This window comes from Rothia nasimurium (assembly GCF_928381705.1).
Lineage (GTDB): Bacteria > Actinomycetota > Actinomycetes > Actinomycetales > Micrococcaceae > Rothia > Rothia nasimurium_G.
In genome coordinates this window covers 98,700-124,797 of sequence record NZ_CAKMSR010000002.1, presented here as the reverse complement: position 1 = coordinate 124,797, position 26,098 = coordinate 98,700, and the positions used below count along the sequence as shown (strand labels likewise).

22 protein-coding genes and 1 pseudogene are annotated in these 26,098 nt (G+C 60.8%); 16 read left to right on the top strand and 7 right to left on the bottom strand.

Going from position 1 to position 26,098, the window contains the following annotated elements; translation table 11 throughout:
- Nucleotides 1-144: 144 nt before the first annotated feature.
- Nucleotides 145-1,494, bottom strand: coding sequence for a septation protein SepH (gene sepH / locus L6762_RS02270; RefSeq protein WP_237185379.1), 1,350 nt, complete (start codon nucleotides 1,492-1,494; stop codon nucleotides 145-147).
- Between the two features lie 423 nt (nucleotides 1,495-1,917).
- Between sepH and L6762_RS02265 the strand changes: the two genes are divergently transcribed.
- Nucleotides 1,918-2,217: a DUF4193 domain-containing protein gene (locus tag L6762_RS02265; RefSeq protein ID WP_083091691.1), complete on the top strand. Its 300-nt coding sequence runs from the start codon at nucleotides 1,918-1,920 to the stop codon at nucleotides 2,215-2,217.
- A gap of 111 nt (nucleotides 2,218-2,328) precedes the next feature.
- Here the strand turns inward: L6762_RS02265 and L6762_RS02260 are convergent, their stop codons facing one another.
- The gene (locus tag L6762_RS02260) at nucleotides 2,329-2,796 is read right to left on the bottom strand and encodes a DUF3093 domain-containing protein (RefSeq protein WP_237185378.1); all 468 of its coding nucleotides are present in this window, start codon (nucleotides 2,794-2,796) and stop codon (nucleotides 2,329-2,331) included.
- A gap of 133 nt (nucleotides 2,797-2,929) precedes the next feature.
- On the opposite strand from L6762_RS02260, the gene dut reads away from it, so the two are divergent.
- From dut to L6762_RS02245, 3 genes are read left to right on the top strand one after another with little or no spacing between them, the layout of a single operon-like run.
- Nucleotides 2,930-3,373: a dUTP diphosphatase gene (gene dut, locus L6762_RS02255; RefSeq protein ID WP_237185377.1), complete on the top strand. Its 444-nt coding sequence runs from the start codon at nucleotides 2,930-2,932 to the stop codon at nucleotides 3,371-3,373.
- Between the two features lie 34 nt (nucleotides 3,374-3,407).
- Entirely contained in the window at nucleotides 3,408-4,235 is an 828-nt protein-coding gene (locus L6762_RS02250; RefSeq protein WP_237185376.1) for a DUF3710 domain-containing protein, read from the top strand.
- 5 nt (nucleotides 4,236-4,240) lie between these two features.
- A complete protein-coding gene (locus tag L6762_RS02245; RefSeq protein WP_237185375.1) occupies nucleotides 4,241-4,777 on the top strand; it encodes an asparaginase in 537 nt (178 codons plus the stop codon).
- An 80-nt stretch (nucleotides 4,778-4,857) separates the two neighbouring features.
- Here L6762_RS02245 and L6762_RS02240 read toward each other — a convergent pair whose 3' ends face one another.
- Together L6762_RS02240 and L6762_RS02235 are read right to left on the bottom strand one after the other, a co-directional pair.
- The gene (locus L6762_RS02240; RefSeq protein WP_237185374.1) at nucleotides 4,858-5,511 is read right to left on the bottom strand and encodes a potassium channel family protein; all 654 of its coding nucleotides are present in this window, start codon (nucleotides 5,509-5,511) and stop codon (nucleotides 4,858-4,860) included.
- Nucleotides 5,502-6,194: a potassium channel family protein gene (locus L6762_RS02235; RefSeq protein ID WP_237185373.1), complete on the bottom strand. Its 693-nt coding sequence runs from the start codon at nucleotides 6,192-6,194 to the stop codon at nucleotides 5,502-5,504. Before L6762_RS02235 ends, L6762_RS02240 begins: the two co-directional genes overlap by 10 nt.
- A 188-nt stretch (nucleotides 6,195-6,382) precedes the next feature.
- Here L6762_RS02235 and L6762_RS02230 point away from each other — a divergent pair, with 188 nt between their 5' ends.
- Both L6762_RS02230 and L6762_RS02225 read left to right on the top strand, forming a co-directional pair.
- Nucleotides 6,383-8,335 carry an APC family permease gene (locus L6762_RS02230; protein ID WP_237185372.1) on the top strand — a complete coding sequence of 651 codons (1,953 nt, stop codon included), beginning with the start codon at nucleotides 6,383-6,385 and terminating at the stop codon, nucleotides 8,333-8,335.
- Nucleotides 8,336-8,374: 39 nt separating this feature from the next.
- Entirely contained in the window at nucleotides 8,375-9,835 is a 1,461-nt protein-coding gene (locus tag L6762_RS02225; protein WP_237185371.1) for a class I SAM-dependent RNA methyltransferase, read from the top strand.
- Nucleotides 9,836-10,011: 176 nt separating this feature from the next.
- Here L6762_RS02225 and L6762_RS02220 read toward each other — a convergent pair whose 3' ends face one another.
- The 3 genes from L6762_RS02220 to L6762_RS02210 form a co-directional block, all read right to left on the bottom strand.
- Nucleotides 10,012-10,605, bottom strand: a complete 594-nt coding sequence (locus L6762_RS02220) for a hypothetical protein (RefSeq protein ID WP_237185370.1) — start codon at nucleotides 10,603-10,605, stop codon at nucleotides 10,012-10,014.
- Nucleotides 10,602-10,838: a helix-turn-helix domain-containing protein gene (locus tag L6762_RS02215; protein WP_237185369.1), complete on the bottom strand. Its 237-nt coding sequence runs from the start codon at nucleotides 10,836-10,838 to the stop codon at nucleotides 10,602-10,604. Before L6762_RS02215 ends, L6762_RS02220 begins: the two co-directional genes overlap by 4 nt.
- 194 nt (nucleotides 10,839-11,032) lie before the next feature.
- On the bottom strand, nucleotides 11,033-11,230 hold the full coding sequence (locus L6762_RS02210) for a DUF7455 domain-containing protein (RefSeq protein ID WP_135011882.1): 198 nt from the start codon (nucleotides 11,228-11,230) through the stop codon (nucleotides 11,033-11,035).
- 200 nt (nucleotides 11,231-11,430) lie between these two features.
- Between L6762_RS02210 and L6762_RS02205 the strand changes: the two genes are divergently transcribed.
- From L6762_RS02205 to cydC, 10 genes and pseudogenes are all read left to right on the top strand, one after another.
- Entirely contained in the window at nucleotides 11,431-13,524 is a 2,094-nt protein-coding gene (locus L6762_RS02205; protein WP_237185368.1) for a DNA gyrase/topoisomerase IV subunit B, read from the top strand.
- Between the two features lie 79 nt (nucleotides 13,525-13,603).
- Nucleotides 13,604-14,620 carry a malate dehydrogenase gene (locus tag L6762_RS02200; RefSeq protein ID WP_237185367.1) on the top strand — a complete coding sequence of 339 codons (1,017 nt, stop codon included), beginning with the start codon at nucleotides 13,604-13,606 and terminating at the stop codon, nucleotides 14,618-14,620.
- A gap of 112 nt (nucleotides 14,621-14,732) precedes the next feature.
- Nucleotides 14,733-15,152: a hypothetical protein gene (locus tag L6762_RS02195; protein ID WP_237185366.1), complete on the top strand. Its 420-nt coding sequence runs from the start codon at nucleotides 14,733-14,735 to the stop codon at nucleotides 15,150-15,152.
- A gap of 5 nt (nucleotides 15,153-15,157) precedes the next feature.
- Nucleotides 15,158-16,063 (top strand): hypothetical protein, encoded by a 906-nt coding sequence (locus tag L6762_RS02190; protein WP_237185365.1) that lies wholly within the window; start codon nucleotides 15,158-15,160, stop codon nucleotides 16,061-16,063.
- Entirely contained in the window at nucleotides 16,060-17,130 is a 1,071-nt protein-coding gene (locus L6762_RS02185; protein WP_237185364.1) for a peptidoglycan-binding domain-containing protein, read from the top strand. The genes L6762_RS02190 and L6762_RS02185 overlap by 4 nt, the downstream gene beginning before the upstream one ends.
- Nucleotides 17,131-17,141: 11 nt before the next feature.
- Nucleotides 17,142-19,070 (top strand): ATP-binding cassette domain-containing protein, encoded by a 1,929-nt coding sequence (locus L6762_RS02180; RefSeq protein WP_237185363.1) that lies wholly within the window; start codon nucleotides 17,142-17,144, stop codon nucleotides 19,068-19,070.
- A 67-nt stretch (nucleotides 19,071-19,137) separates the two neighbouring features.
- Nucleotides 19,138-19,260: pseudogene (locus L6762_RS02175) on the top strand (malate dehydrogenase); the annotation flags it as partial.
- 283 nt (nucleotides 19,261-19,543) lie between these two features.
- Entirely contained in the window at nucleotides 19,544-21,115 is a 1,572-nt protein-coding gene (locus L6762_RS02170) for a cytochrome ubiquinol oxidase subunit I (protein ID WP_237185362.1), read from the top strand.
- Between the two features lie 17 nt (nucleotides 21,116-21,132).
- Nucleotides 21,133-22,212, top strand: coding sequence for a cytochrome d ubiquinol oxidase subunit II (gene cydB / locus L6762_RS02165; RefSeq protein ID WP_237185361.1), 1,080 nt, complete (start codon nucleotides 21,133-21,135; stop codon nucleotides 22,210-22,212).
- 184 nt (nucleotides 22,213-22,396) lie between these two features.
- Nucleotides 22,397-26,098: a thiol reductant ABC exporter subunit CydC gene (gene cydC / locus L6762_RS02160; protein WP_237185360.1), complete on the top strand. Its 3,702-nt coding sequence runs from the start codon at nucleotides 22,397-22,399 to the stop codon at nucleotides 26,096-26,098.

Here is a 26,098-nt window from a genome sequence, read left to right as displayed (position 1 = left end):
AAGCTTGCCGGTACTGTGGTGCCTCTAACGAAAATGCTGGCGGTGCGGGGCAACCCCCTTCCGTTTCTCGTCAGACGGTAAGGCCCCGCGTTCTACCTAGACAGGCGGACGCGGGGCCATAACCTACACCGGATAACGGTGGCTCTATCGGCGCTGGTTGCCGAAGATGATGTCATCCCAGCTCGGTACGCTCGTGCGCTTGGCCCGGCTCGACTTGGGCTGCTGGGTCTTAGGCTCCTCTGCCTGCTCGGCCTGCGCCTCAGGGGCATCTTCTGCAGTCTCGGCGAGGGGGGCCTCAGCCTCCTGAGTGTCGTCTTCACTCTTAGACTCCACAGCGACGGGCGAGCCATCGGTGCCCTGGACCTGCTCATCAGGCTGGGCGCCCTGAGCACTTGAAGTCTCGGCGGGCAGGGGAGCTTCCTCAAGAGCTGCCGGAGACTCGGCGCTATTCTCGGTAGCCTCCTCAGGCACCTGCTGCTCTACGGTATTTTCACTAGCGGTATTTTCACTGGCTGTATTTTCGCTAGCGGCAGTCTGCTGCTGGGCTGCTTCTTCGGCTACCGGCGCAGCAGGTTCTTCGGTTTCAGGGGCAGATTCGGCCTGCACCTCGGACGCGGGGGCGGGGCGGGAGCTACGGCGGGCACGTTCGAGCAGGTCAGCTAGCTTGCGCTCGCTGGCGGGGTCAAAGGAGCGGACGCCGCGGCGGGCGGTCAGCTCATCGAGCAGCTCGTTCTGTTCCTTCTGCTCGGGGATGCTCACGCGGGCGATGCGGGGCTCGGCAACCTGAACACCAACGGTGGCGGGAGCAGCCTGCTCGGGAACGTCGCTTGCAGCCTCATCCTGGGGTGCCGCTGCCTGCTTGGCCGGGCCCGGAATGGGGGCATCGTGGGAGTGGTCGCGGCCCATGAGGAAGTAGGCGGCTTCGTTTGAAGCGTAGATGCTCTGGTTGGCAGGGTTGAAGTTCCACCGGGCGGGGAACATGACGCCGCGCGGCAGGTTAGCCTGGGCGTCCTCGCTTAGCTCTACATCAACAGACACGGTCCACTGGCCTGATTCCTGCTGCCAGGTGCTCCACTCCATCGGGGCTTGGGAGAAGTCGAAGCGTTCAGATACAGCTTCGATGTGCTGATTGAGGCTCTGAGCAGTTCCACCCTTGCCGGGGGCAGGGGAGATGACCACGGTACGGGCTGTCTGGATGATGTTGGCGCGTTCAGCGACGATGGGCCACTCGTAGCGGCGCACGCGCTCCGGCTCCCACCCTGACTCTGCGGCAATCTCTTCAACCGTTGCACCCTGGCGGAAGCGGGTCTGGATATCGCGGGGGCCAAAGGCTCCGCTAGCGCTGCCGCCGCGCAGGGGGCTAATACGGCGGGCGCGGGCAATGCTCTGCCGTAGGTTCTGGTCGATGGGCAAGAGGTAGGTTGCGCCGTCAGATGATTCGAGGACAAGGTTTTCACCGTCGTCGTGAATGCCAGCAAGTCGCAGTTCTCGCACTGCTCGGTCTCCTTAGATGGGGCCGGGCACCACCTCAACAGAGAGGGGTGCTCACTTCAATCTTTACACTTACTTGAAAGACTACCGGCTCAAGCTGTGCTTGAAAGCTAAAGTAGCTGGGGCAGGGGCGAAGTTTTGAAAAAACCCGGTTTTTCAAGGGTTTTTTGCTCAAGTTCAGCAAGAGCTTGAAATATTTTTCTTGCCCCGAGGTGCCCCCGGTCAGGCCTTTGTGACTCGCTGAGAGAGAACATGAAGTTTGCACTTGCATTATCGGGGGCAATGGTGAACAATTCTACCCGTCACCTCAACACAGTCGTAGACCCTGACGAGCGCAGAGTTGGTCGACACCAAGACCGAGGTGCAGGTACCCCAGACCAGACAGAGGGGGTATCTACCCTTCGCACACTTAATACGGAGAAAACCATGGCAACCGATTACGATGCACCTCGCAAGCAGGACGAAGAGAGCAAGGACCAGTCCTTTGAGGAGCTGCGTTCACGCCCCTCAGAAATGCAGTCAGGTGCAGTGGATGAGGACGAAAACGCAGCGGCCGAAAGTTTTGAGCTGCCCGGTGCTGACCTCTCCAATGAAGAGCTGAACGTTGTGGTGCTCCCTGCACAGGACGACGAGTTCACCTGTGCTTCCTGCTTCCTGGTGCGTCATCGCTCCCAGATTGCCCGCGAAGAGGGCGACCTCAAGTTCTGCATCGAGTGCGAGAGCTAAAGACTAAGAAACTTCAAAAGTAAGAGGGCGGGCCCGCGTTATACAACGCGGGCCCGCCCTCGTATCGCATAGAGATGATGCCTGCCAGGTGCTTAGCAGCCTTTGGACGTCTTAGTCTTCTTCGGGTAGCCCCTCATTCAGGATGGCAGCAATTTTTTCTGGGTGGCGGGAGGACGCAATCCAGTAGGGGGTGGGGTCAGCCGGGTCAGTAATCTGAACACGAATGACCGAGGTAATCCACCCGCGGAAACACATGTAGGCGCGGCCATCGAGGGCCGGGCCGGTAGCGAGGCGGGCATCTTCACCTCGGAAGGCGTAGGCTCGACCAACATAGTCACGTTCGATACGGGCCCGGCCAAAGCGCACGGTAGTTTCGGTAATTTCGATGGTGGGGGAGCTGCCGTAGAGTATTCCGCCGACCAGCAGGAACATCACGATACCGGCAACGATGCCAGCGGTGATATCAATCGGTGCGCCTACTAGGAAGGAGGCTAGACCAACGCCCAGGCAGCCTATCCACAGGCCGATTCCGGGGGCCAGTCGTTCACGGTACAGCACGGTGGGGGCGGTAGCAGGCATAGCTTCCTTCGACGAGGGACAAGTTGTGAAGTATGAGCCGGGGCAAACCCGGTGCACAGGTTCTAGTCTAAGGGGTTTTGGCGCCCGATGTGGGCGGCACCGGAGCGCTTAAGCCGGTACAGTAAAGAGGGTGATGAACCAGCTTAAGATTGATATCAAGATGCTCGATGAGGGAATTGAGCCCCCCGCCTACGCCCAGCCCGGGGACGCCGGTGCTGATTTGCGCTCTCGCGTGGACCTCACCCTGCAACCGGGTGAGCGGGCCCTGGTGCCGACCGGCGTGGCGATTGCCCTGCCTGAGGGGTATGTGGGTCTGGTGCACCCCCGTTCGGGTCTGGCTGCTAAGCACGGCGTTACGATTGTGAACGCACCGGGCACCGTTGATTCCGGGTATCGGGGTGAGCTTATGGTCTGCCTGCTCAATACCGACCGGGAGCAGGCTTTTGAGATTCAGCGCGGTGACCGCATTGCCCAGCTGGTGATTCAGAAGTTTGAGGCGGCTACTTTCAATGTAGTGGAGAGCCTGAGTGAAACTGAGCGTGGGACTGACGGGTTCGGTTCAACTGGCGTACAGTAAGAGCAGTAGATAGGCGAGGGCCCAAGGAGGCATCATGTTTGGTTTTGGTAAGAAAAAGAAGGGCGCGGACGCCGCAGCTGAGGCTGAGCAGGCCAAGCTAGCGGCAGCTGTAGAGAGCGACGAGAAGGAAATCGCCGCTGAAGAGGCACCTGCTGAGGCTGCTCAGGGCGGCACCCAGCAGCCTGTCGCGCAGGAGGAGCCTGCGGCGTCCTTCGTGGAATTTACCCGTGATAACGGCCCCTTTGACATTACCGAGCAGCGCACCGGCTCTAGCTACATCGACCTGGGCGGCCTGCTGGTCAAGAGCAACCCCGGGCTGAACCTGCGCCTTGAGGCTGACCAGAAGACCCAGCAGGTTATCGCGGTGACCCTGCAGCTGGGCGAGGGCACCCTGCAGGTGCAGGCTTTTGCGGCTCCTAAGAGCCGCGGTATCTGGGATGAGATCCGTAAGGAACTGTCTGAGAGCGTGCGCCGCCAGGGTGGCCAGGTTGATATCAATGACGGCCCCTTCGGGCGTCAGCTGATCTCCCGCGTACCCGCTGAACTCCCCGACGGACGCAAGGGCTTCCGTATTGCCCGCTTTGTGGGTGTGGACGGGCCCCGCTGGTTCGTCCGCGGTGTCTTCTCGGGCAAGGCCGTGCTATCCGGTGAGAGCGCTACTGCCCTTGAAGAGGTCTTCCGCACCATCGTGGTCAACCGTGGTTCTGACCCCATGCCCCCGCGCGATCTTTTGCCCATGCGCGTACCCCAGAACATTCAGGACGCCGCCGCCCAGGCCGCTGCCGCAGCGGCTGCCCAGGCTGAGAAGAAGCCCACTGTTGAGGTGCCCCGCCGCGGCCCCGAAATCACTGAAATTGGCTAGCGCCCATGCCTGAGACTGAGTCTCCTTTTACCCAGCAGCGGGTTGCCGGGCCGGTGACCCGCCTGGAAGAGTACCCCGAGCGTTTTCGTGCCAGGGCCGCCGGGCGGGTAACCCGCGTGCATATGTCGCATGTGGGGGCTAACCCCCGGTTCGAGGTGACCCTGCTGGTCGATAAGTCTAAGCCTCTGCCCCCGGCCAAGACCCACCCCATGACGGGTATGCCCATTGCAGAGACCGGTGAAGATCTTGATGACACCACCGATGTGAGCACCACCGAAGACACCTCAACCGGCCAGATTTCTGTGCTGGATGAGGAGACCGGCTTCACCACCCGGTTTAGCGTCAACCGGGCGGCTCCCCGGGTGCTCTACCCGGAGTTCCCGCCCCTGAACCCCGGTACGGTGCTGACCCTGATTTGGCAGGGCCAGCGTCAGGTGCCGGGAATAGAGGCAGGCGGCTATCTTCGGGTCTCGGGCATGCTGAGCACCCGCGAGAAGCCCCTCATGTACAACCCACGCTACGAGATTGTTCCGGCCCTCTAGTAGCAGGCACAAGGACGCCGGCCCCACCTTCGGCGAAGAAGGTGGGGCCGGCGTCCTTTTGCTGATAAGCAGGAAGAGGGCTAGCTGAAGAGGGCGCGGATGTCGTCCTCACCGGTGGGGGTGGTGATGAAGAAGAGCTCGTCGCCGCCCTCAATCACGTCGTCACCACTGGGGGTGATTGGCACCCCGTCGCGCAGGATGGCGGTGAGGGTGGTCTCGTAGGGCCACTGCACGTTATCGACGGTGTGACCAATAATCGGGTGGTCGGTAGGCACGGTGTACTCGACCAGGGTGGCGCTGCCGGTCTTGAGGGTCAGCAGGCGCACCACATCGCCCACCTCAACGGCCTCTTCCACCAGGGCGGTCATGAGGCGGGGGGTAGAAACCGCAACGTCCACACCCCAGGAGTCGTCGAAGAGCCACTCGTTTTTGGGGTTGTTCACGCGGGCCACGGTGCGGGGCACCCCGAACTCACTGCGGGCCAGCAGCGATACCACCAGGTTGGTTTTATCGTCGCCCGAGGCTGCCACGATGACGTCCGCGTTCTCGGGCTTGGCCTGACGCAGGACGGACAGCTCGCAGGCGTCCCCAATTACCCAGTGGGCGTGCTGAATGTCGCTGCGGGAAATCGCCTCGGGCTTGATGTCGATAATGGTGACCGTGTGGCCGTGAGAAAGCAGCTCGCGGGCGCTTGATGAGCCCACCGAACCAGCGCCGATAATGATTACTTCCATTCCAGATCCCCCTCAGCGTTGCGTGCTGGGGGAGCACCCAGCACCCTGGCAATGTCGTTGATGTCTTCGGTGCGCATCATGGCGTGCACCGTATCGCCCTGCTGGTAGGAGGTTTCCTTGGTGGGGAGCATGCCCTCCCCAAACCGGGTCAGGTAGGCCACGCGCACACCGGCAGCGTGCTCAATCTCCGTCAGGGCGTGCCCTGCCCAGTCCTCGTGCAACTGTAGCTCACCGAGCATCAGGCGGCCCGAAGCCTCACGGAAATCACCGGCCATAGCCTGCTCCGGCAAAATGCGGCGCAGCACCTGGTCAGTCGACCAGCGCACCGCAGCCACCGTAGGAATACCCAGACGCTGGTAGAACTCAGCCCGGTTGGGGTCGTAGATACGGGCCACCACGTGCTGCACCCCAAAGGTCTCACGGGCCACACGGGAGGCAATAATATTGGAGTTATCGCCAGAAGACACCGCAGCAAAAGCGTAGGCGTGCTCAATACCGGCCCGCTTGAGGGTCTCGCGATCAAAGCCCACACCGGTCACCTTCTTACCCGCAAAATCCTTGCGCAACCTGCGGAAAGACCGGTCATCCTGATCGATCACAGCAACCGAATGACCCGCATCTTCTAGGGTATGGGCCAGCATAACGCCCACACGACCAGCACCCATAATCACAAAATGGGGCACTTAGCACCTCACGAAACCACGACGGAAACAAACATAAACCCCGCACAGCAGGGTTGCATCTAGTCTACGCCCGGCGGCCCCACCACCCAACCGGCGCGCCATAGCCGCGCGGGGGCGTCCTTGCCCACGAGCAAAATGTGGTGTGTATAGCTGTGTTTTCCCCGCTCTACCGACTACGGTTAGAGCCTGTGAGAAATATTAGGAGCGCGGCCACCCGCCTGATTTTTGGTGCCCCCGTCACCAGCAGGCACGCCAAGAAGGGCAACCTGCCCAAACGCCGTGCCCTACCCCTCTTCGGGGCGGACGGGTTCTCGTCGGTTGCCTATGCCCCCGACGAAATTTTGCTGACCCTGCTCCTAGCCGGCCACGGTGCCCTAGCCTACTCGCCCCTGGTGGGGCTGGGCATTGCCCTGATTCTGCTGGTTGTGGTGGGTGCCTACCGTTATAACATCCAGCATGTGGGGGAGCACGGCGACTTCGCCCTGGTGCACCAGAACCTGGGGATAACCGCCGCTATCGTGCTGGGCGCTGCCCTGATGGTTGACTTTATGCTCACGGTTGCGGTGTCGCTGTCTTCTGCTGCCCAGTACCTTGAATCGATTACCCCGGTACTGCTGGGGCATCAGCGGCTGATTGCCTGTTTCCTCATTGCTCTGGTGACCTTTATCTGCCTACGCGGCCTCAAGGTGATGCTGCGGGTGTCGCACCTTCCCTCCTACGTCTTTTTGGTGCTGCTTGCGGTAACCGTGGCCTGCGGTCTCATTGCGGACGCCACCGGGCAGCTTGGGCGCGCGGTATCGGCTGAGTACACGGTGGTGGTACCCGACGGTGCTGCCGAGGTGCTGACCACCCAGCTCGGTGTTGGCCTGCTGTTGGTGAGGGCTTTTGCCTCCGGTTCTGTGGCGCTGACCGGGGTAAACACCATCAGTAACGCCGTGAAGGCCTTTGCGCCGCCGCGTCAGCGCAATGCGGCCACCAGCCTGATGGTGATTGGTGGCCTGTCTGCCCTGTCCCTGCTGGGGGTGCTCTACCTGGCCCGACAAACCGGGGTGGTCAGCGTCCTTGACCCGGCTCAGGGGCTACTGATTAACGGGCAGCCCGCGGGCGAAGACTTTCACCAGGTACCCGCTCTGCTCCAAATCACCGATGCTATCTTCGGCCTCCCCCTGGCCAGCGTCCTGCTGGGCGCAGCCACCATCGGAGTGCTCATCGTGGCGGCCATGACGGCCTTCACCGGCTTCCCCATGCTAGCGACCACCATCGCCGCGAAACAGTACCTACCGGTGCACCTCTCAGCGCGCAGCTCCACCGCGCTCTACGCCAACGGCGTGCTGGCCCTGGGGTCCAGCTCTATGCTGCTGGTCGCTATCGTCGGCCCCAACGTGCACGCCCTGGTGCAGATGTACATTGTGGGTGTCTTTACCGCCATGACCCTCACCCAGTACGCGGTGCTCCGCAACCGCTGGCGGGCCCAGCGCATCACCCTCGATACCAAAAAGCGCCGCACCCTCTGGCGCGACATCGGCATCAGCGCCATCGGTACCGGTGCCTCGGTTACCGTGCTCGTGGTCATCATTCTTACCAAGTTCACCCACGGTGCCTGGGTCACCGTGCTGCTCATTCTTCTTCTGACCTGGCTCATGATCAAAACCAACAAACACTACAGCAATATCGACCGGCAGCTAGCCCTCTCAGCCGACCCCGAACAACTGGCCGCAGACCGGGCGCTGCCCTCCCGCGTCCACGCCCTCATCTACGTTGAGCGGGTACGTAAACCCGTGCTCCGGGCCCTCGCTTACGCACGGGCCTCCCGCCCCTCATCCATCGAAGCTCTCGTGGTGAACGTGGACGAAGCCCGCACCCGCGAAAACATCGACACCTGGGAAACCCTCGAACTGCCCGTCGACCTGACCGTACTGGACTCGCCCTACCGCAACCCCGCCGCCAGCGTGCTCGAATACGTGCAACAGATGCGCCAAAAATCCCCCCGCGACGTACTCGTGGTCTACCTGCCCGAATACGTGGTCTCCCACTGGTGGCAGGGCATCTTCCACCGCCGCACCGTGCACAAACTCAAAGCCCGCCTGCGCCACGAACCGGGCGTTGTCGTGGCCTCCGTGCCCTGGCAAATCGAACGATAAAATACAAACCCACCGAGCCACCCTCAAAGCGAGAAACACATGTCTACCACCCCCACCACACCCGAACCCGCTATCGGCGACCTCCTAGAAGTTACCCCCGAGCGTCCGGCCCACGGCGGCGCCCTTGTCGCTAGAGCGGACGACCGCGTCATCTTCGTCCGCCACGGAGTCGTGGGAGAAACCGCCACAGCCCGCATCACCGGCCGCGGACCCAAAGGCCGCTTCTTCTTCGCAGACGTCGTCTCCGTAGAGACTCCCGCACCGGAGCGCCGCCTCCACCCCTGGGCACCGGCGGACTCGCTCGCGTCCGCTCACCCCCTCGGCGGCATGGAATACGGCCACCTGGACCTAGCGACCCAGCGGGCCTACAAGCAGCAGATCGTGAAGGAACAGCTGGTGCGCCTGGGCGGGGTGCCTGAACATCACCCCCTGCTGGCTTCCCTGCCCGTTCACGCCCTGCCCAGCGATGACCGGGGGCTGCACTGGCGCACCCGCGTGCATTTTGCGGTGGAGCGCGAAAGCCAGCAGATCGCCATGTTCCCGCACTCTAGCTCAACCCCCGTGCCCGTCACCGGCTTCCCTCTGGCCGATGAGCGCATCGAGGCCCTCGAACTGCACCGCCTCAAGCTGGCCGGTATCACCCGAGTTGATGTGGCTGTAGCCGCCACCGATATGCTGGCGGTGGTCTTTACCGTGTCATCGCGGACTACGCCCGCCGAGGTCGCCGAAGGCATCGAAGAGCAGGCCCGGGCCCTGTGGGGTTCGCTGGAAGAGCGTATGATTACCCTGGTCTTCACCCCCGAGAAAAAGGGCGGACGCCGCCGCGGCACCAAGCCCGCTGACGTCATCGCCGGTGCTGCCAACCCCACCCTGCTGGAAACCGCCACAGTCTATGCCCAGGACTTCTACTGGAACGTTGCCGCTACCGGCTTCTGGCAGATTCACCGGGCTGCCCCCGAGGTGCTGGGTAACGCCGTGCTTGAGGCTGCCCGCCTGAAAAAGGGGATGACGGTCTACGACCTCTACGCAGGTGCTGGCTTCTTCACCGCCCTGGCTGCTGACGCGGTGGGGGACAGGGGCACGGTGCTGTCCGTTGAGGGATCCCCGGTGACCAGCGGCAACGCGTCCGAGAACTTTGGCGACGAAGGCCCGTCACGTACTCATAGGTCTGAGCGGACGCGTGTGCGCGTAGAACGCGGGGACGTCGCCCGGGTGCTTGAGAAGATCAGCGGTGAGGTGGCCGAGGGGCGCTACGCCGCCCCGGACGTGGTGATTTGCGACCCGTCCCGTGAGGGCGCAGGCCGTACCGTGATGGAGCAGGTATCTGACCTGAACCCCTCCACCCTGGTCTATGTGGCCTGTGACCCGGCAGCCCTGGGGCGCGATACCGGCTACCTGCGCGCAGCGGGCTGGCGACTTGTACGCGTTGAAGCCTTCGACATGTACCCCAACACCCACCACGTGGAAGCGGTGGCGGTGTTTAGCCGGTACGGGGCCTAGGCAATACGCTGCGAAAGTAGCAGAATCTCTGAGGCTTATTCAGAAGAGGTTACGCAGGCTCACGCTCGCTGCCGACCCTCTCGCTGGTTCGCTAGCGCTCACAAGCGATTCACGCCAGCCCCGAGCCAGCAGCTTCGCTGTGAGCCTGCTTCACCTAATCCTTATGAATAAGCCTTCTAGATGGTTCCGTCTGAGTCTTCTTGCAGAGTTATTCCTCGTCGTAGGGCTCCCTCAATAAAGAACAGGGTGGCAATAAAGAGAACTGTTATTAGACCCTGATCGGACATAAAAGTTGGTTCCCACTCAAGTTTGCTAAGCCCAGCAGATTTTTCTATTCCGCGGGCGGTCAAATCGGTGAGTAGGGAGTACCCAAGCATTCCGACCAGCAATACAATGGGGGCGACCCGAAGGCGGTTCAGCGCCCTGAGCGTGAAATCTGCCTTGCGGTAAAAAGACTTAGCGACCTGATGAAGAAGTACAGCTACACAAAGGTACATGAGGAACTTCCAAGCAAAAGCCGACCAAGCCAGAATCTGGGTGCCTGTGCTCAGCCCCTCCGAGCTGACCCAGTAGGTACCACCCTCTAGCTCAGGGTTGTAGCGGTGAAGAGAGCTGGGAATTCCATGCTCGGGCCACTGCACAAAGGCAACATAAAGAATAAGAACTACGGCAAAAGCTGTATAGGCCGTCGCAACTGAGAACTGGTATTCAGCAGGCTGAGGCTTGCTGTTGTCGGTTGTAAGACCAAAATATTTTGATAGAGCTTTCATGAGTCTTTTCCTTCGTCCTTGTAGGTAAAGATGTCACCAGGGGTGCAGTCGAGTACCCGGCAGAGGGCAGTGAGGGTAGTAAACCGGACGGCGCGGGCGCGGTTATTTTTCAGTATGGAAAGATTCGCAACAGAGATTCCAACCTGATATGAGAGGTCCACCAGGCTCATGTTGCGCTCTTCCAGGAGCTTATCTAAGTGGCAGGTGATGCTGTGTTCTTCTTCTGATGCCATAGGGTCCTTTAGTGCGGTAAGTCATATTGATTATCAATATGGCTCTATCGTTTCATATTGAAAATCGATATGCAAGGCTTCTTTGAGCCCATCATGAAAAAGAAAAGACCACTTAAATCAGAAAAACCCACCTAGTTCGTGGGTTTTTCTGATTTAAATGGTACCTACCCCTGTGGGGCGTGGCGGAGCAGGCGTTAGCTCAGGCGGTCAGTCTGGTCGTCCCACTCGGCCGCTACAGCGCGCAGGGCCTCTTCCTTGGCACGAGCATGGTGGCCGCAGAAGAGCAGGTCGAGACCTGACTCCATCACCACACGCACATAGGCCTGGGCGCCGCAGGCATCGCAACGGTCAGCAGCGGTCAGTTCGCGGCGGGTCTCAAGAGTTGCACTCACGATAGGCTCCTTTCAAAAGCTTTCTTCCTCACCCTCCATACAACCACCGACCGGGCTGCCCCGCACTTCCTTTCGCCCACAGCGCTAAACCCGCCCTCCCCGCCCGCCGGCCGCGGGCGTCCGCGCCGCCAAAGACCCGCCAAACCGAACACGTGTACTACACTAGATAGGCACCCCGTCCATACCTGCAGGAGAGTTTCGTGGCAGCAAACAACTACACCGCCCGCAACCTATCGGTGCTCGAAGGCCTCGAAGCCGTGCGCAAACGCCCCGGCATGTATATTGGCTCCACCGACTCGCGCGGCCTTATGCACTGCCTCTGGGAAATCATCGACAACTCGGTCGACGAAGCCCTGGCAGGGTTCGGTCAGTCCATCCAGGTCATTCTCTACAAGGACGGCTCGGTTGAGGTGCAGGACGACGGCCGCGGCGTGCCCACCGACATTGAACCCCGCACCGGCCTCTCCGGCGTTGAGGTGGTCTACACCAAGCTGCACGCCGGCGGTAAGTTCGGCGGCGGCTCCTACAACGCCTCGGGCGGTCTGCACGGTGTGGGTGCCTCGGTCGTCAACGCGCTCTCTTCCCGCCTGGACGTACAGGTGGACCGCGGCGGTAAGACCTACCAGATGAGCTTCCGCCACGGAGTGCCCGGCATCTTCGAGGACTCCCGCACTCCCAAGCCCGATGCCCCCTTCACAGCCTCATCCGACGCCCTGCAGGTGGTGGGCAAGGCCAAGCGCGGGGTTACCGGCACCCGCGTGCGCTACTGGGCCGATCCCATGATTTTCACTCCGGACGCCCGGTTCAGCTACGAGAACCTGGCGGCTCGTGCGCGCCAGACCGCCTTCCTCATTCCCGGTCTGCGGATTGCCGTGCGCGATGAGCGTCGCCTGCCCGGCACACCCGGCGAGTTCGAGACCCACGAAGAGGTCTTCCAGCACGATGGTGGTATCTCTGAGTTCGTGGACTACCTTGCCCACGACCAGGCCGTGACCGACATCTGGCGTTTCACCGGCACCGATACCTTCACCGAGACCGTCCCCGTGCTCGATGCTGAGGGGCACTCACAGTTGACCGAAGTGGAACGCGAGTGTGAGGTTGATGTTGCCCTGCGCTGGGGTACCGGCTACGAAACCAAGCTGCGCACCTTCGTCAACATCATCGCCACCCCCAAGGGCGGCACCCACCAGACCGGCTTTGAGCAGGGCCTGCTCAAGACCTTCCGCAAGCACATCGCCGATAATGCGCGTAAGTTCAAGGCAGGCACCGACAAGATTGAAAAGGACGACGTACTGGCGGGGCTGACCGCTGTGCTCACCGTGCGCCTGGCTGAGCCCCAGTTTGAGGGACAGACCAAGGAGATTCTGGGTACCCCGGCGGTGCGGCAGATCGTTTCTAAGGTGGTTGCCAAGCAGCTAGCTGCCAAGCTGACCTCCACGGCCCGGGGAGAGAAGACCCAAGCGGCGGCTGTTTCTGAGAAGGTTGTTGCCGAGATGAAGTCGCGTATCTCAGCGCGAGTTCACAAGGAAACCCAGCGCCGTAAGAACGCCCTGGAAACCTCATCCATGCCCACCAAGCTGGTGGACTGCCGGTCTACCGATGTTGAGAAGTCTGAGCTCTTTATTGTCGAGGGTGACTCGGCGCTGGGCACAGCGCGCCTAGCTCGTTCTTCGACCTACCAGGCTCTCTTGCCCATTCGCGGCAAGATCCTGAACGTTCAGAAGGCCTCCCTGACCGACATGCTGGCTAACGCCGAGTGCGCCGCCATTATTCAGGTCATTGGGGCTGGCTCTGGCCGCACCTTTGACCTGGAGCAGAAGCGCTATAACAAGATCATCATGATGACGGACGCGGACGTGGACGGCGCCCACATCCGTACCCTGCTGCTGACCCTCTTCTACCGCTACATGCGGCCGCTGGTTGAGGCAGGCCACGTTTACGCTGCCGTGCCGCCCCTGCACCGGGTTGAGGTGGTCAACCGGGGTAAGGCTAATGAGATGGTCTATACCTATTCTGAGAAGGAGCTGCACGAGCTCTTAGATAGGTTGGAAGCTGAGGGCAAGAGCTATAAGGAGCCAATCCAGCGCTATAAGGGTCTGGGTGAGATGGACGCCGACCAGCTGGCGGAAACAACGATGGATCCTCGCCACCGGATGCTGCGCCGGGTTCGGGTGGAGGACGCAGAGGCTGCCGAGCGGGCCTTTACCCTGCTGATGGGCTCAGAGGTTGCCCCGCGTAAGGATTTCATTATTCGCGGTGCGACCAAGCTGGACCACACAGCAATTGATGCCTAACAACAATCAACTGGGCTGCGATATGCAGGTGCGGCGTGCCGGAGTCTGTGCGACCTAGCAACTGGGTAAAATGTTGCCCATGACACATGCAAAGAAGCACCCTGTTACTGTCACCGTGACCGGCGCAGCCGGCCAGATTGGTTACGCCAGCCTCTTCCGCATCGCGGCGGGGGAGATGCTGGGGGCTGATACCCCCGTCCGCCTGCGTCTACTCGAAATACCCGCCGGACTCAAAGCCGCTGAAGGCACCGCCATGGAACTAGCAGACTGCGCCTTCCCCCTGCTTGAATCGGTTGACATTACCGATGACCCCACCGTCGGCTTTGAAGGCAGCAACATTGCCCTGCTCATCGGCTCTCGCCCCCGCACTAAGGGTATGGAACGAGCCGACCTGCTCGAAGCTAACGGCGGTATTTTCTCGGTTCAGGGGAAAGCCATCAATGACCATGCCGCTGATGATGTCAAAGTGGCAGTCGTGGGCAACCCGGCTAACACCAACGCCCTGATTGCGGCCTCTCACGCACCGGACGTCCCCTTAGAACGCTTCACCGCTCTGACCCGCCTTGACCACCACCGCGCGGTTGCTCAGCTGGCTGCCGCAACCGGGGCGTCCGTACCCGAGATTGACGGCATTACCATCTGGGGCAACCACTCAGCCAGCCAGTACCCCGACATCTTTCACGCCACCGTCGGTGGCCGCCCAGTCCTAGATGCTCTTGCAGAAAAGAATCTGGGCCAGGCCTGGATCGAAGAAGCCTTCATCCCCACCGTCGCCCAGCGCGGAGCTGAAATTATCGCGGTGCGCGGTGGGTCTTCCGTCGCCTCCGCTGCCCACGCCGCCCTGGCCCACGTGCGTGACTGGGTGCTGGGAACGGGGGAGCGGAGCACCTCCATGGCGGTGCCCTCCGACGGCTCCTACGGGGTGCCCGAGGGGCTGATTTCGTCCTTCCCGGTGGTCTGCTCCAGCGGGGACTATGAGATTGTCCAGGGCCTGAAACATGACGCTTTTGCCCGTGAACGCATTGACCGCTCCGTGGCTGAGTTGACAGAAGAACGCCAGGCTGTGGAAAGCCTTGGCCTGTTGGGTAAGAGGTAGGAAAAAAGTTCTTGACGTGAGGGGCCTGGAAATCCTAATGTGATTCATATCAACTCTTGTTGATTTCCCCTCCGGTGGGCAAAAATCCTCCCCTCACAGAAAGGAGAAGGCAATGAAGCCTTCGAAGATTACTGCTCTACTTGCGAGTTTTGCCATTGGGTCATGTCTATTGGTTCCTGTTAGCCATGCAGAAGCTGCTGTGCGAGATCCTGGTTGTGCAAACGATAGGGTATGCGTTTGGGATCATCGCGCATTTGGGCAAGGTGGGTCTAGTGGTGTATTTCGGTTTAGGACACCGTGGATTGGAAATACACTCAATGACAAGATTTCCTCTTATCGTATTGGATATAGCAATACACGGTACAAGTATGTAATGTTCTATGAGCATTCCTATAATGCTAATGCTGCAACTGGATATGGCCCGAGTTTCTATGACCGTCATAATCATGGCATACCTTATCTTCATGAGATTCGACATCCAAATGGTGGTACCTGGGAAGATAAAATTTCATCGTTTGATGAGGCAAGTTAGAATAAATGTTTAAGAAAGTAACCACCTCATTGATGATAATCGGTTGCTTGTGTCTGGTTGCTTGTGGAAACACGGGCAACCAGGCTTCACAAGAACCCGAGTCTAGCAACCTAGATTCTACTCTAGATATCCCAGAGGTAGATAGAAGCGCCTATCAAAATATTCACGCCATATTTGATGAGCAGAAACAAATTGTAGAAACTCCCCTCAACCGTTATGTTCATTCTGAGGACGAATCTACAATGATTGTCACTGCAAACTTTTTCCCTTTTAAACAATGCGTGAATAATGCTGGGTATGAAACCAGCCGTCACACCTACCAAACTGAGTACAGGCCACATATTCCCTTTGCTGTCTGGTCATATCCCTTTGCTGAAAAATATGGATATGAAATCAACCCGGTACAAGGCAAGGTTTACCTTGACCAGGGTGAAACTGATGAAAATCCTGATCGAGATAAAGTGCAAACAGATTGCCTAGAAAAGACCCAAGGAAATGAAATACCCGTTATCATGGGTGGCGTTTCTGCAAGGCCAGTCGGAGACATGGTTATTTTGAGCGAGGTAGGTAGCCAGGTCCAGACCCTGATATCTCAAGACCAGGATGTACACACTGCAATCCAGGAGTGGATTCAGTGCCTAGAGGGACAGGGCATCTCAATGGATACCAACTATGAGCAGCCCATACCGATTATTCCAGAAGAAAAGGAAGCCAACATCAAGCAGGCCCTGGTTGATGTCCAGTGCAAAAAAGACGTGCGGCTCATGGAACGCTACTATGACGCCCAAGCCCAGTACGAGCAGGCCCTCATTGAAAAGAACCAGGCAGCCTTTAACACCCTTGCCGAGCGCAAGGAAGAATATATTACTCAGGCCAAGCAAGTTCTCCTTCAGAACGGAATCACCCCATGAACCCAACCCGCAGGGTGGCTAACCCCCGCCTCGTCCTCGGCTTCGTGCTCGCCTGCCTGCTGGTAGCAGTTACCAGCTTCATCATCGGCAAAAACAGCTCCAGCAGCCAGGACGAGGCGCTCGCCTCCGCCCAAACTACTCTCGCCGTCCACGCCCCTGCAGAACGCCGCACCCTGGGCACCACCGCCACCTACCAGGGCAGTGTCCATGTACCCCCGTCCCAAGACATCACCTACAAGGGCACCGGAGTCGTTACCACCGTCGCCGTCAAACCCGGCGATACCGTACGTCCTGGAACCCTCGTCGCCACCGTAGACAGCAACCCCGTCATCGCAGTCACCGGTTCCAACAAACCCATCTACCGCGACGTCCACCCAGGGGATGCAGGCTACGATATCGAAGCAATCCAAGAAATCCTCAACCAACTCGGCTACCCACTCACCATCACCGGAAAATTCGACGAACCCACAGAAAAAGCCGCAGAAAGACTCTTCGCCAACATCGGCTACACCAGCCCCTGCGGTGAAAAAATCTGCTTCCACACCGGCACCTTCCTCCCTATCCCCGCAGACCTACCCCCGGTCAGTACAGTCACCACACCCGGCACCAACACCGCAGAAAACGCCGTACTCTTCCAAACCAACAGCGGCACCCGCAACATCACCGCCCGCATAGGCGTCGCCCAAAAAACTGACTTCGACGAACAGCCCGAAGTAACCGTCACCGGCCCCAACGGCGAAATCACCCGCACCACCGACTACAGCTTCAGTGACTTCAAAGAAGGCACCGACAGCCTCCTACCCGGCTACGACCTCACCGTCAACCTTCCCCCAGACCTGCCAACAATCCCCGACAACAAAACCATCGTCACCCTCAGCCTCAACACCTCCACCAAAGAATACCTAGCCGTACCCGCCGTCGCTATCCGCCAAGAAGGAACCACCACCTACGTCCTCACCGAAGACGACACCCGCATCAACGTCACCGTCCTCTCCCAGGTACAAGGCTGGGCCGGAATCGAAGAAACAGACGGCCTCACCGAAGGCACCAGCGTCCGCGTTTCCTAGGAGAAACCCCCGTGCAACCACTCATCATACTCCGAGGAATCACCAAGGAATACAAGAACCAAGACATTCCCGCGCTGTCCTCCATAGACCTCGACATACACGCCGGAGAGTTCATCGCCATCACCGGGCTCTCCGGCTCCGGCAAATCCACCCTCCTCAACATCCTCGGCCTACTCACCAGCGCAGACAGCGGCACCTACACCATCGACGGTAAAAACCTCAAGGACGTCAGCGCCCGCGAACGCGACACCCTCCGCTCCCACTACTTCGGTTTCATCTTCCAAGCCTCCCACGTGCTCGGCTACGAAACCGTCACCAAAAATGCCATGCTCGGGCTCCGCACCCAAAACCGGCCCCTTACCGACCGCGCCACGGGAGCCGCCACCTGGATCAAAAAAACAGGGCTCACCCACCGCACCAACGCCAAAGGCAACGAACTCTCCGGCGGCGAACGCCAACGCCTCGCCATCGCCCGCGCCATGGCAACCCAACCCAGAGTCCTCCTCGCCGACGAACCCACCGGCAACCTAGACTCCAACAACGCCCAGCGCGTCTTCAACCACCTCAAAGACATCAACGCCACCGGCACCACCGTCATACTCATCACCCACGACCCCACCCTCGCCAGCCAGGTACCCCGCCAAATCACCCTCCACGACGGAAAAATCATCAAAGACACCGGGGCCACCCACCCCAGACCCGGCACCACCGCACCCAGCACACCAACCCCCAACTCCACAGCAGAAGGCAATACCCGCCCCTGGGTAGACGACGCCCTCGACGCCCTCAACTACATCTCCATCACCCCCATCAAAGCCCTCACCCTCATCTTCGCCTTCATGCTCGGTGTCGGCGGACTCATAGCCGCCCAAGGACTCTCCGCCACCGCCTCCCAACAAGTCTCCCAAACCCTAGCCACCGCAGCCCTCGACGACGTCAAAGCCACTATCACACCGTCCGACGCCACTACCGCCTACGACGGCAAAACCATCAACACTCTCACCCAAGACATCGCCAGCTACCCCGGCGCGAAAACCGTCACAGCTTCCCGTTACCTCCCAACCCGTGACCTCGCGCCCAGTGCCCTCCCCAACCTCCCCAGCGGATTCAGCGGCACCGCCTACGCCGTAGACTCACACCACTTCACCTACCTCGACGCAACCGTCAGCCACCCCCACGCCCTCTGGCAACTCGACGGAAACCACCCCGTAGCCTTCGTCGGAACCAAAGCCGCCGAAGAACTCGGCATAGGTAACCCCAACAGCGGCAACGGAATCATCTGGCTAGCCGGCAAACCCGTCACTGTCCTCGGACTGGTAAAAGATAGCCCCAGGGACGTAACCGCTAGCTCCAACATCTACACCAACTTCAGCTACGGCCTGTCTCCTGAACAGGCAAGCCAGGTGGTAGAAAGCGAGATTTTCATACGCACAGAACCGGGCTACCCGGCTCCCCTCGCCGAAGCCCTGCCTCTCATCATCAACCCCGTAGCCCCCGAAACCATCAGTGTCAGCACCGTAGCCGACCTGCGCAATATCCAACGCGGTGTATCCTCCAACCTCGCCACCCTCGTCACCGGAATCTCCTGGCTCCTCATCTTCCTCGCCAGCCTCACCAGCGCCACCACCCTCTACACCTCAGTGCAATCCAGACGCACCGAAATAGCTCTGCGCCGCGCCATCGGAGCAAGCAAAGCCTCAATCCTCAGAATCTTCCTGCTCGAAGGAACCTTCGTCGGTCTAGCGGGCGGAATCGCAGGAGCCAGCCTCGGCACCCTCGGCATAGTTATTACCAGCCTCAACCTGGGCTGGACCCCTGTCATGTCTACCGGCTGGATTTGGATCGGCCTCGCCATCGGCGCCCTCACCGGTATGCTCTCCGCCGCCTACCCCGCCTACCTAGCAGCCCAGGCCCAACCTGCTGAAGCGATGAGGGCCTAGATAGGTATCTGCCCTCATTACCCTGGGTAGTATTCGCTTGCCAGATAGGGTTAGTCCACCCATTGGATATGAGATTGTTCACGGTTTAGAGCACTCGGATTTTGCCCGCCAGCGCATTGCTGCCTCCGTGGCAGAGCTGGTTGAAGAGAAGGACGCCGTCGCCCAGCTTGGTCTGCTCGGCCCCCGTTAAACTCGCCGCCCCGGTGTGACTAGACAAAGTGTCACTAACTGGGCACTCGGTGTAAAAACCGGCAGAGACTCCCGTACAACCCCAGTAAGGTAGCGGGAGTCTTAGCGTTTAAGTGACCTTTAGTGAAGCGTCAAATCACCTGGTGAAGAGGTCAAAACTACCCTAAGGGTACGCTCATGCAAGCCCGCTATCCTAGAGCAAAACACACCCGCACCGTTGCGCCGGGCCCACGGCAGGTTGCCAGCCCGCAGGCGGTGCATCACTTTAACTCTCAAGGATGTCAATGGATCCCCTCGAACTAGCGCGGTGGCAATTCGGTATCACCACCGTCTACCACTTCATGATGGTTCCGCTGACCCTGGGCCTGGGTGCCGTTGTAGCTGGCTTCTACATCGCCTACGTGCGAACCAAGAAGCACGAATACAAGCGCATGACCAAGTTCTGGGGCAAGCTCTACCTCATCAACTTCATCATGGGCGTTGCAACCGGCCTTGTGCAGGAATTCCAGTTCGGTATGGCCTGGAGCGAATACTCCCGCTTTGTGGGCGACGTCTTCGGTGCCCCTCTGGCGATGGAAGGCCTGCTGGCCTTCTTCGTCGAGTCCACCTTCTTGGGCCTCTTCATCTTCGGCTGGGACAAACTTGCCCCCAAGGTACACGCAGCCTGCCTGGTGATTGCTGTAGCGGCCTCCTGGCTCTCTGCCTACTTCATCATCGTGGCTAACTCCTGGATGCAGCACCCTGTTGGCGTTGAAATGATTGACGGCCGCCCCGTCATGACCGACGTCTTAGCTGTGCTGACCAACAACACCGCCCTGGTGGCCTACCCCCACGCTATCTTCGGTGCCCTGCAGGTTGCCGGTGGCTTCCTGGTCGGTATCGCCTGGTACAAGCTCTGGAAGCGCCGCCGCGACGGTATCGACACCATCGGCGAGGACGGCAAGGTTATCGTCGGTGAAACCACCGAAGGCGCCCGCGACAAGACCGATTTCAAGGTCTGGTTCAAGTCCCTGCGCATTGGCGCTATCGTCGGCCTGCTGGCTTTTGTTGGCACCGCCTTTACCGGCCATCACCAGGCCCAGCTCATGATTGAGCAGCAGCCCATGAAGATGGCAGCGGCAGAAGCCGCCTGCCACGACGGCACCGGCTTCTCCGTTCTCTCCCTGTCCTCACCGGGTGCCCAGAACTGTGACGAGGTGCAGGCTGTTATTGAAATCCCCGGTCTGCTCTCCTTCCTGGCCTACAACAACTTCACCACCGACGTCCCCGGCATCACCACCCTGCTGCCCCAGTACGAGGAAACCTACGGCACCACCATCCCCGATAACCCCGAACTCTACGGGGAACGGGCCGGAACCGAGGTTGAATACCTGCCCCTCATGGAAGTGACCTACTACGGCTTCCGCGGCATGATCACCTTTGGCGGTATCAGTGCCCTCTCCTTCCTCTACGTTCTGTGGGTGACCCGCAAGAAGGGTGAAGGCACAGTCCCCGAGGCCAAGTGGATCTCCAACCTGGCGATCGCGGGTATTCTAGCCCCCTTCGGTGCCAACGCCACCGGCTGGATCTTCACCGAAATGGGCCGTCAGCCCTTCGTGGTTGCCCCCAACCCCGATGGCAACCCCGCCATCATGATGTTCACCGCCGCAGCCGTCTCACCCGGTGTTTCGGGCTACGAGATTCTCTTCTCGCTCATCTCCCTGGGCCTGGTATACGGCGTCCTGATGGTTGTCGAGGTCTACCTGCTGGCTAAGTACGTCAAGGCCGGTGTCGCAGCGGCCATGCCCGAGCTGGTTGAGGACCCGCACGATAACGACGAGAAGAACGACCGCGACGTGCTCGCGTTCGCCTACTAAGAAAGGGGCTTACACACATGTTTGAGCTTTTTGCTGATCAGCCTCTTCTGCCGACGCTCTGGTTCGCCGTCATCGGCTTCTTCTGGGTGGGTTACATTATTCTGGACGGCTTCGACCTGGGCGTAGGCATGCTCATGAGCCGAATCTTTGCCAAGAATGAGAAAGAACGCCGCCTGCTGCTGAACACCATCGGCCCGGTCTGGGACGGCAACGAGGTATGGGTTGTGACCGGTGGCGCTGCCACGTTTGCCGCCTTCCCCCTCTGGTACGCTTCCCTCTTCTCAGCCCTCTACATCCCCTTGACCCTAGCCCTACTGGCCCTGATTTTCCGTGCGGTTGCTATCGAGTACCGCGGTAAGAAGGACTCTGAGCGCTGGGTCGCCGGCTGGACGCTTGCCATCTCGCTGGGTTCTTTCTTCATCGCCTTCCTGGTCGGTGCCCTGCTGGCGCTGACCTCCACCGGCCTGCCCATCAACGCAAACGGTGACCGTGTGGGCGGTGCCTTCGCCTGGCTAACTCCCGCTGTCTTTATGGGCGGCCTGTCCATGGTCGGTGTTTCCCTGGTTATGGGTCTTGCCTTCATCGCGCTGAAGACCGACGGCGAGGTGCGCCACCGTGCCGGGTCCGCCCTGGTCAAGTTCTCGCCCCTGCTAGTACTCCCCGTTGTGGCCTGGGTGGTCTACATGCAGGTCACCACCGGCAACGGTATCTCCTATGCTTTGACCGTCCTGGCTGTGCTGGCTCTGGCTGCTGCCTGGTTCTTCGCCAGCCGCAAGAGCGAGGGTAAAGCCTTTGCGGGATTTGCGGTATTCGTTGCCTTCGGCGTGCTGGCTATCTTCCTAGCTCTGTACCCCAACGTCCTGCCCTCAACCCTCGATGAGGCTTATAACCTCACTATTTCTAACGCCTCAAGCTCCGAATACACCCTGAGCGTGATGAGCTGGGTTGGTCTCTTTGGTATTCCGATCCTGCTGGTCTACCAGAGCTGGACCTACTGGGTCTTCCGCAAGCGCTTGCGCGTGGAGAGCATCCCCGATGCCCACGACGCCACCGAGCTGGCCACCCGCGCCACTCGCGCCAGCGCCCACAACGCCTAGCAGCTAGCTCACGGCGTAGAGACGAAAGGACGTCGGGAGCAGCTCCCGGCGTCCTTTCGCCTACCCGGGGTGGGCAGGTGTGCTCATACCCACGGCCCAGCCATAGACCGGGCGTATACCCGGCTGGAAAGTTCCCACTAGAATAGTGAACAAACTATTCGCGGCACCAAGGACACAATCGAGAATGACCGCTCCTATACCGAGCAAACGACCCCCGCTGGGGCCCCACGCCAAGAGAAACCTCACCGTTTTTGCTGTGCTCACCGCGCTCAAAACGCTGGCGCTCATTGTCTTTGCCGCGGTGCTGGGCACCGCCATCACCCTGCTGGCCCGCATGACCTACGCGGTGCTGTACGAGGGCAAAACCTACGAGTCAGCCCATGCCGAGCAGCTGGCTGTCTTTGCTGGCAACGGCCAGGCCCAGCTGACCGGCATCTTCTTTGCCACCCCCTTTATGCAGCCGGGCCTGCTCTCACTGGCCGTCACCGGTGTCATCGCGCTACTCGTGCGCGCCGCCGCCGACTGGTCCCTGGGCTTCTACGCCCAGCAGGCAGCGACAGGCGCCAAAACCACCATCCGCCGCAAGCTCATTCGCCGCGTCCTTGCAACCGGCGGCATCGACACCCCAGACGGCACCGGTGCCACCGCCGTCCTGCTGTCCCGCGGTCTAAACGCTCTCGATGACTACTACACCAAGACCCTCACCGCCTTTGTGTCTACGGCTGTCGTCCCGACGTTGCTACTGGTCTTTATCGCCTTCTATGACTGGGTCTCAGCCCTGGTCATTCTCTGCACCCTGCCCCTGATTCCCCTCTTTATGGTGCTCATCGGTAGAACCACAGCTGAAGACACCGCCCGTGCCCAGCGCGACCTGCTCCGCCTGTCAGACCACATTGTTGAACTGGTCAAAGGTCTGCCCGTGCTGGTGGGCCTGGGGCGTTCGCGTGCCCAGTCGAAGGCACTGGGGGACTTGGGGGAGCGCTACCGCAAGGCCACCATGTACACCCTGCGCTCGGCCTTCCTCTCATCGCTGGCCCTGGAACTGATTACCACCATCTCGGTAGCCCTGGTAGCGGTGCTGATTGGCCTGCGCCTAGTGGAGGGGAACCTGGGGCTCGACGTCGCCCTCTTCGCCCTGCTGCTGGCCCCCGAGTGCTACCAGCCCCTGCGCGATGTGGGCACCGCCTACCACCAGTCTGAGGACGGCGTGGCAGCCCTCCGCCGCGCCGAGGCCATCATCGACCAGCCCATTCCCCACGCCACCGTCGCCCCCGGCGGCGACCGCATCTCGGTGCGCCAGCTCTCTGTCGCCTACCCGGGCCGCGACCGCACCCTCACCGGCGTGAGCTTCACCCTGCGCCACGGAGCCACCACCGCAATCACAGGGCCTTCCGGCTGCGGCAAAACCACCCTGCTCTCGGTACTGGGCGGAGCCCTGCGCAACGACCTGGTACCCACCGGCACCACCGACCCGGTGCACGTCTCCGGCCTGGTATCTGGCACCGGCTCCACCGTCTGGATTAGCCAGTCACCCACCTTCATCGCCCCCACCGCCCTGGCAGAGGTCGCCCTCTACGCCACCGTAACCCGCGGCGAAGGTGCCCTCGAAGGCATCAACTACGCCTCAACCCTGCTCGATGATTCCGTCGCTTTTACCGCTGAGGACCGCGACTACTTCACCTCCTTCCTGCACTCGGTAGGGCTGGCTGACCTCGCCGACCTGCCGCCGGAAGCCCTTTCAGCCGGCCAGATGCGCCGTCTTGCTATTGCCCGCGCCCTGGCCCGCGTTGCCACCCTGCAAGCCCAGGAAGAACGCGTCACCGTACTGATTGACGAACCCACCGCCCACCTTGACCCGGTTTCAGCGGCCAAGGTGAATGTTGCCCTAGCTGCCCTGCAGGAAACCGGCGCAACCCTGATTATCGTCACCCACGACACCGCCCTGGCTGCCGCCACCAACAACCTGCTCCAGGCGACCTCAAAGCCCCACGGCGTTACCTGGGAGCTCACCGCCCAGAACACCGACGGGCTGGGTGGTTACGCTCTTGCAACCCTGGCGGACGCCGTCGCCACCGGCGAGCTCGAAGACTCTGCCCCCGTGCAGGCTGCTGCAAGCTCAACCGAACAGGCGGCAGAGCCGGCCGCGGCGGGCGTCCTGAAAACCCTGCGCCACCTGGGGGAGCTCACCGGCATCCGCAAGCGCGATATGGCCCTGCCTATCCTGCTGTCGGTACTCACCGTGGTCTTTGCCGTCAGCCTTACCGCGCTTTCCGGCTGGCTTATCGTGCGCGCCGCCGAGCAGCCCGCCATGATGTACCTGCTGGTAGCTGTTACCGGCGTCCGCTTCTTTGGCCTGGGCCGGGCGACCTCCCGCTACGCCGAGCGCCTGCGCACCCACAATCTGGTGCTGGGGGCGGCTAACACCCTGCGAGTGCGCGCCTGGGATGCTGCCGGACGTACCGTCCTGTCGGTGCGTTCCCTGCTGCGAGGCGACAAGATTCTTGACCGACTGGTCGGCGACATTGACGAGCTGCGCGACGCTATCCCGCGCGTCATCCTGCCCGTTGCCGCCCACCTGATTGTGATGCTGCTGGTGCTGGGTGTGACCGCCTGGGCTACCCCGCAGGCCCTGCTACCGGTCGTCATCGCTATTCTTATCTCTACCTTCGTGATTCCGGCAGTGGTGCTGCGTGCGGACGAGCGCGCGGACGCCGTGGCCCGCCGGGAAACCTCGGCCATGCTCCGCCTGGGCGTCTCGGCTCTCGATGCTGCTACCGACCTGCACAACAACGGCCTTGACCAAACCGTCGCCCTGGCTGTTTCCCGTCAGGACGGCTTTGCCCAGGCCTCCCGTCTCAAGAGCTCCCGCGCCATTGGTGTGGGGCAGGGGCTCATGGTCGTGACCTGGTGGGGCGCTGCCTTAGCCGTGGTCGCTAGCGTCTGGCCAGCAGTTGAAGCTGGTACTGTAACCGCGCCGACCGCTGCCATCGTTATTCTCATGATGACCGGCCTGTTCGAGAGCACCGCCGCCCACCTGGACGCTGTCCGCGGCTGGCCCGCCTTTGCTACCCTAGTTGCCCGCACCCGGGCTAACTTTGAGACGGTGGACGCTGCCGCTGCGGTTGAGGGGCAGGACGCCGGTAAGGGAGAGATTCGGGATATCCTCGGGGACCCCGGGATTGGTGCTAAGAACCGTGCCGCTCATAAGTCCATCACCCTGGAACTTGATTCGCTGGCTACCCGCTGGCCCGATATGGAGCAGCCTGTCTTTACCGGCCTGTCAGCGTCTGTATCGTCGGGGCAGTGGCTGGGTATTACCGGACCCTCGGGCTCGGGCAAGACAACGGCTCTGGCTACCCTGCTGGGCTTCTTGCCTGTTGAGCAGGGGCAGATTCGGGTGAACGGTCATGCCTTTGATGCCCAGTCTTTGCGCGGGTACGCGGCCTGGTGCCCCCAGTCTGCCTATATCTTTGAGTCCACTATCGCTAATAACCTGGCGATTGCCCGTTCGGCGGACGAGCGCCCCACAGATGAAGAGATGTACGAGGTACTTGACCGGGTAGGGCTGGGCGATTTTGTGCGGTCCCTGCCTGCTGGCCTGCAGACCCTGGTGGGGGCTGGTGGTTCTTATGTGTCGGGCGGTCAGCGTCAGCGTATTGCGATTGCCCGCACCCTGCTGGTTGATTCGCCCCTGCTGCTCATGGACGAGCCGACCGCCCACCTTGACGCCCCTGCCGCTATTGCCCTGATCAATGAGGTAGCCCGCGGTACCAAGCGTGCTCCAGGCCAGAAGGTCAAGGGCAAGACCAAGCTGCCTGCGGTCGTCCTGGTCTCCCACCGCGCCGAGGACATCGCGGCCTGCGATACCGTGGTGAAGCTTCGGTAG

What these genes read in the sequence shown, in the direction of transcription:
- dut (WP_237185377.1), top strand. Translation starts at nt 2,930, where the DNA reads ATGAACCAGCTTAAGATTGATATCAAGATGCTCGATGAGGGAATTGAG.
- L6762_RS02190 (WP_237185365.1), top strand. Translation starts at nt 15,158, where the DNA reads ATGTTTAAGAAAGTAACCACCTCATTGATGATAATCGGTTGCTTGTGT.
- L6762_RS02265 (WP_083091691.1), top strand. Translation starts at nt 1,918, where the DNA reads ATGGCAACCGATTACGATGCACCTCGCAAGCAGGACGAAGAGAGCAAG.
- L6762_RS02245 (WP_237185375.1), top strand. Translation starts at nt 4,241, where the DNA reads ATGCCTGAGACTGAGTCTCCTTTTACCCAGCAGCGGGTTGCCGGGCCG.
- L6762_RS02260 (WP_237185378.1), bottom strand. Translation starts at nt 2,796, where the DNA reads ATGCCTGCTACCGCCCCCACCGTGCTGTACCGTGAACGACTGGCCCCC.
- L6762_RS02215 (WP_237185369.1), bottom strand. Translation starts at nt 10,838, where the DNA reads ATGGCATCAGAAGAAGAACACAGCATCACCTGCCACTTAGATAAGCTC.
- L6762_RS02195 (WP_237185366.1), top strand. Translation starts at nt 14,733, where the DNA reads ATGAAGCCTTCGAAGATTACTGCTCTACTTGCGAGTTTTGCCATTGGG.
- L6762_RS02170 (WP_237185362.1), top strand. Translation starts at nt 19,544, where the DNA reads ATGGATCCCCTCGAACTAGCGCGGTGGCAATTCGGTATCACCACCGTC.
- L6762_RS02185 (WP_237185364.1), top strand. Translation starts at nt 16,060, where the DNA reads ATGAACCCAACCCGCAGGGTGGCTAACCCCCGCCTCGTCCTCGGCTTC.
- L6762_RS02200 (WP_237185367.1), top strand. Translation starts at nt 13,604, where the DNA reads ATGACACATGCAAAGAAGCACCCTGTTACTGTCACCGTGACCGGCGCA.
- L6762_RS02220 (WP_237185370.1), bottom strand. Translation starts at nt 10,605, where the DNA reads ATGAAAGCTCTATCAAAATATTTTGGTCTTACAACCGACAACAGCAAG.
- cydC (WP_237185360.1), top strand. Translation starts at nt 22,397, where the DNA reads ATGACCGCTCCTATACCGAGCAAACGACCCCCGCTGGGGCCCCACGCC.
- L6762_RS02225 (WP_237185371.1), top strand. Translation starts at nt 8,375, where the DNA reads ATGTCTACCACCCCCACCACACCCGAACCCGCTATCGGCGACCTCCTA.
- L6762_RS02240 (WP_237185374.1), bottom strand. Translation starts at nt 5,511, where the DNA reads ATGGAAGTAATCATTATCGGCGCTGGTTCGGTGGGCTCATCAAGCGCC.
- cydB (WP_237185361.1), top strand. Translation starts at nt 21,133, where the DNA reads ATGTTTGAGCTTTTTGCTGATCAGCCTCTTCTGCCGACGCTCTGGTTC.
- L6762_RS02250 (WP_237185376.1), top strand. Translation starts at nt 3,408, where the DNA reads ATGTTTGGTTTTGGTAAGAAAAAGAAGGGCGCGGACGCCGCAGCTGAG.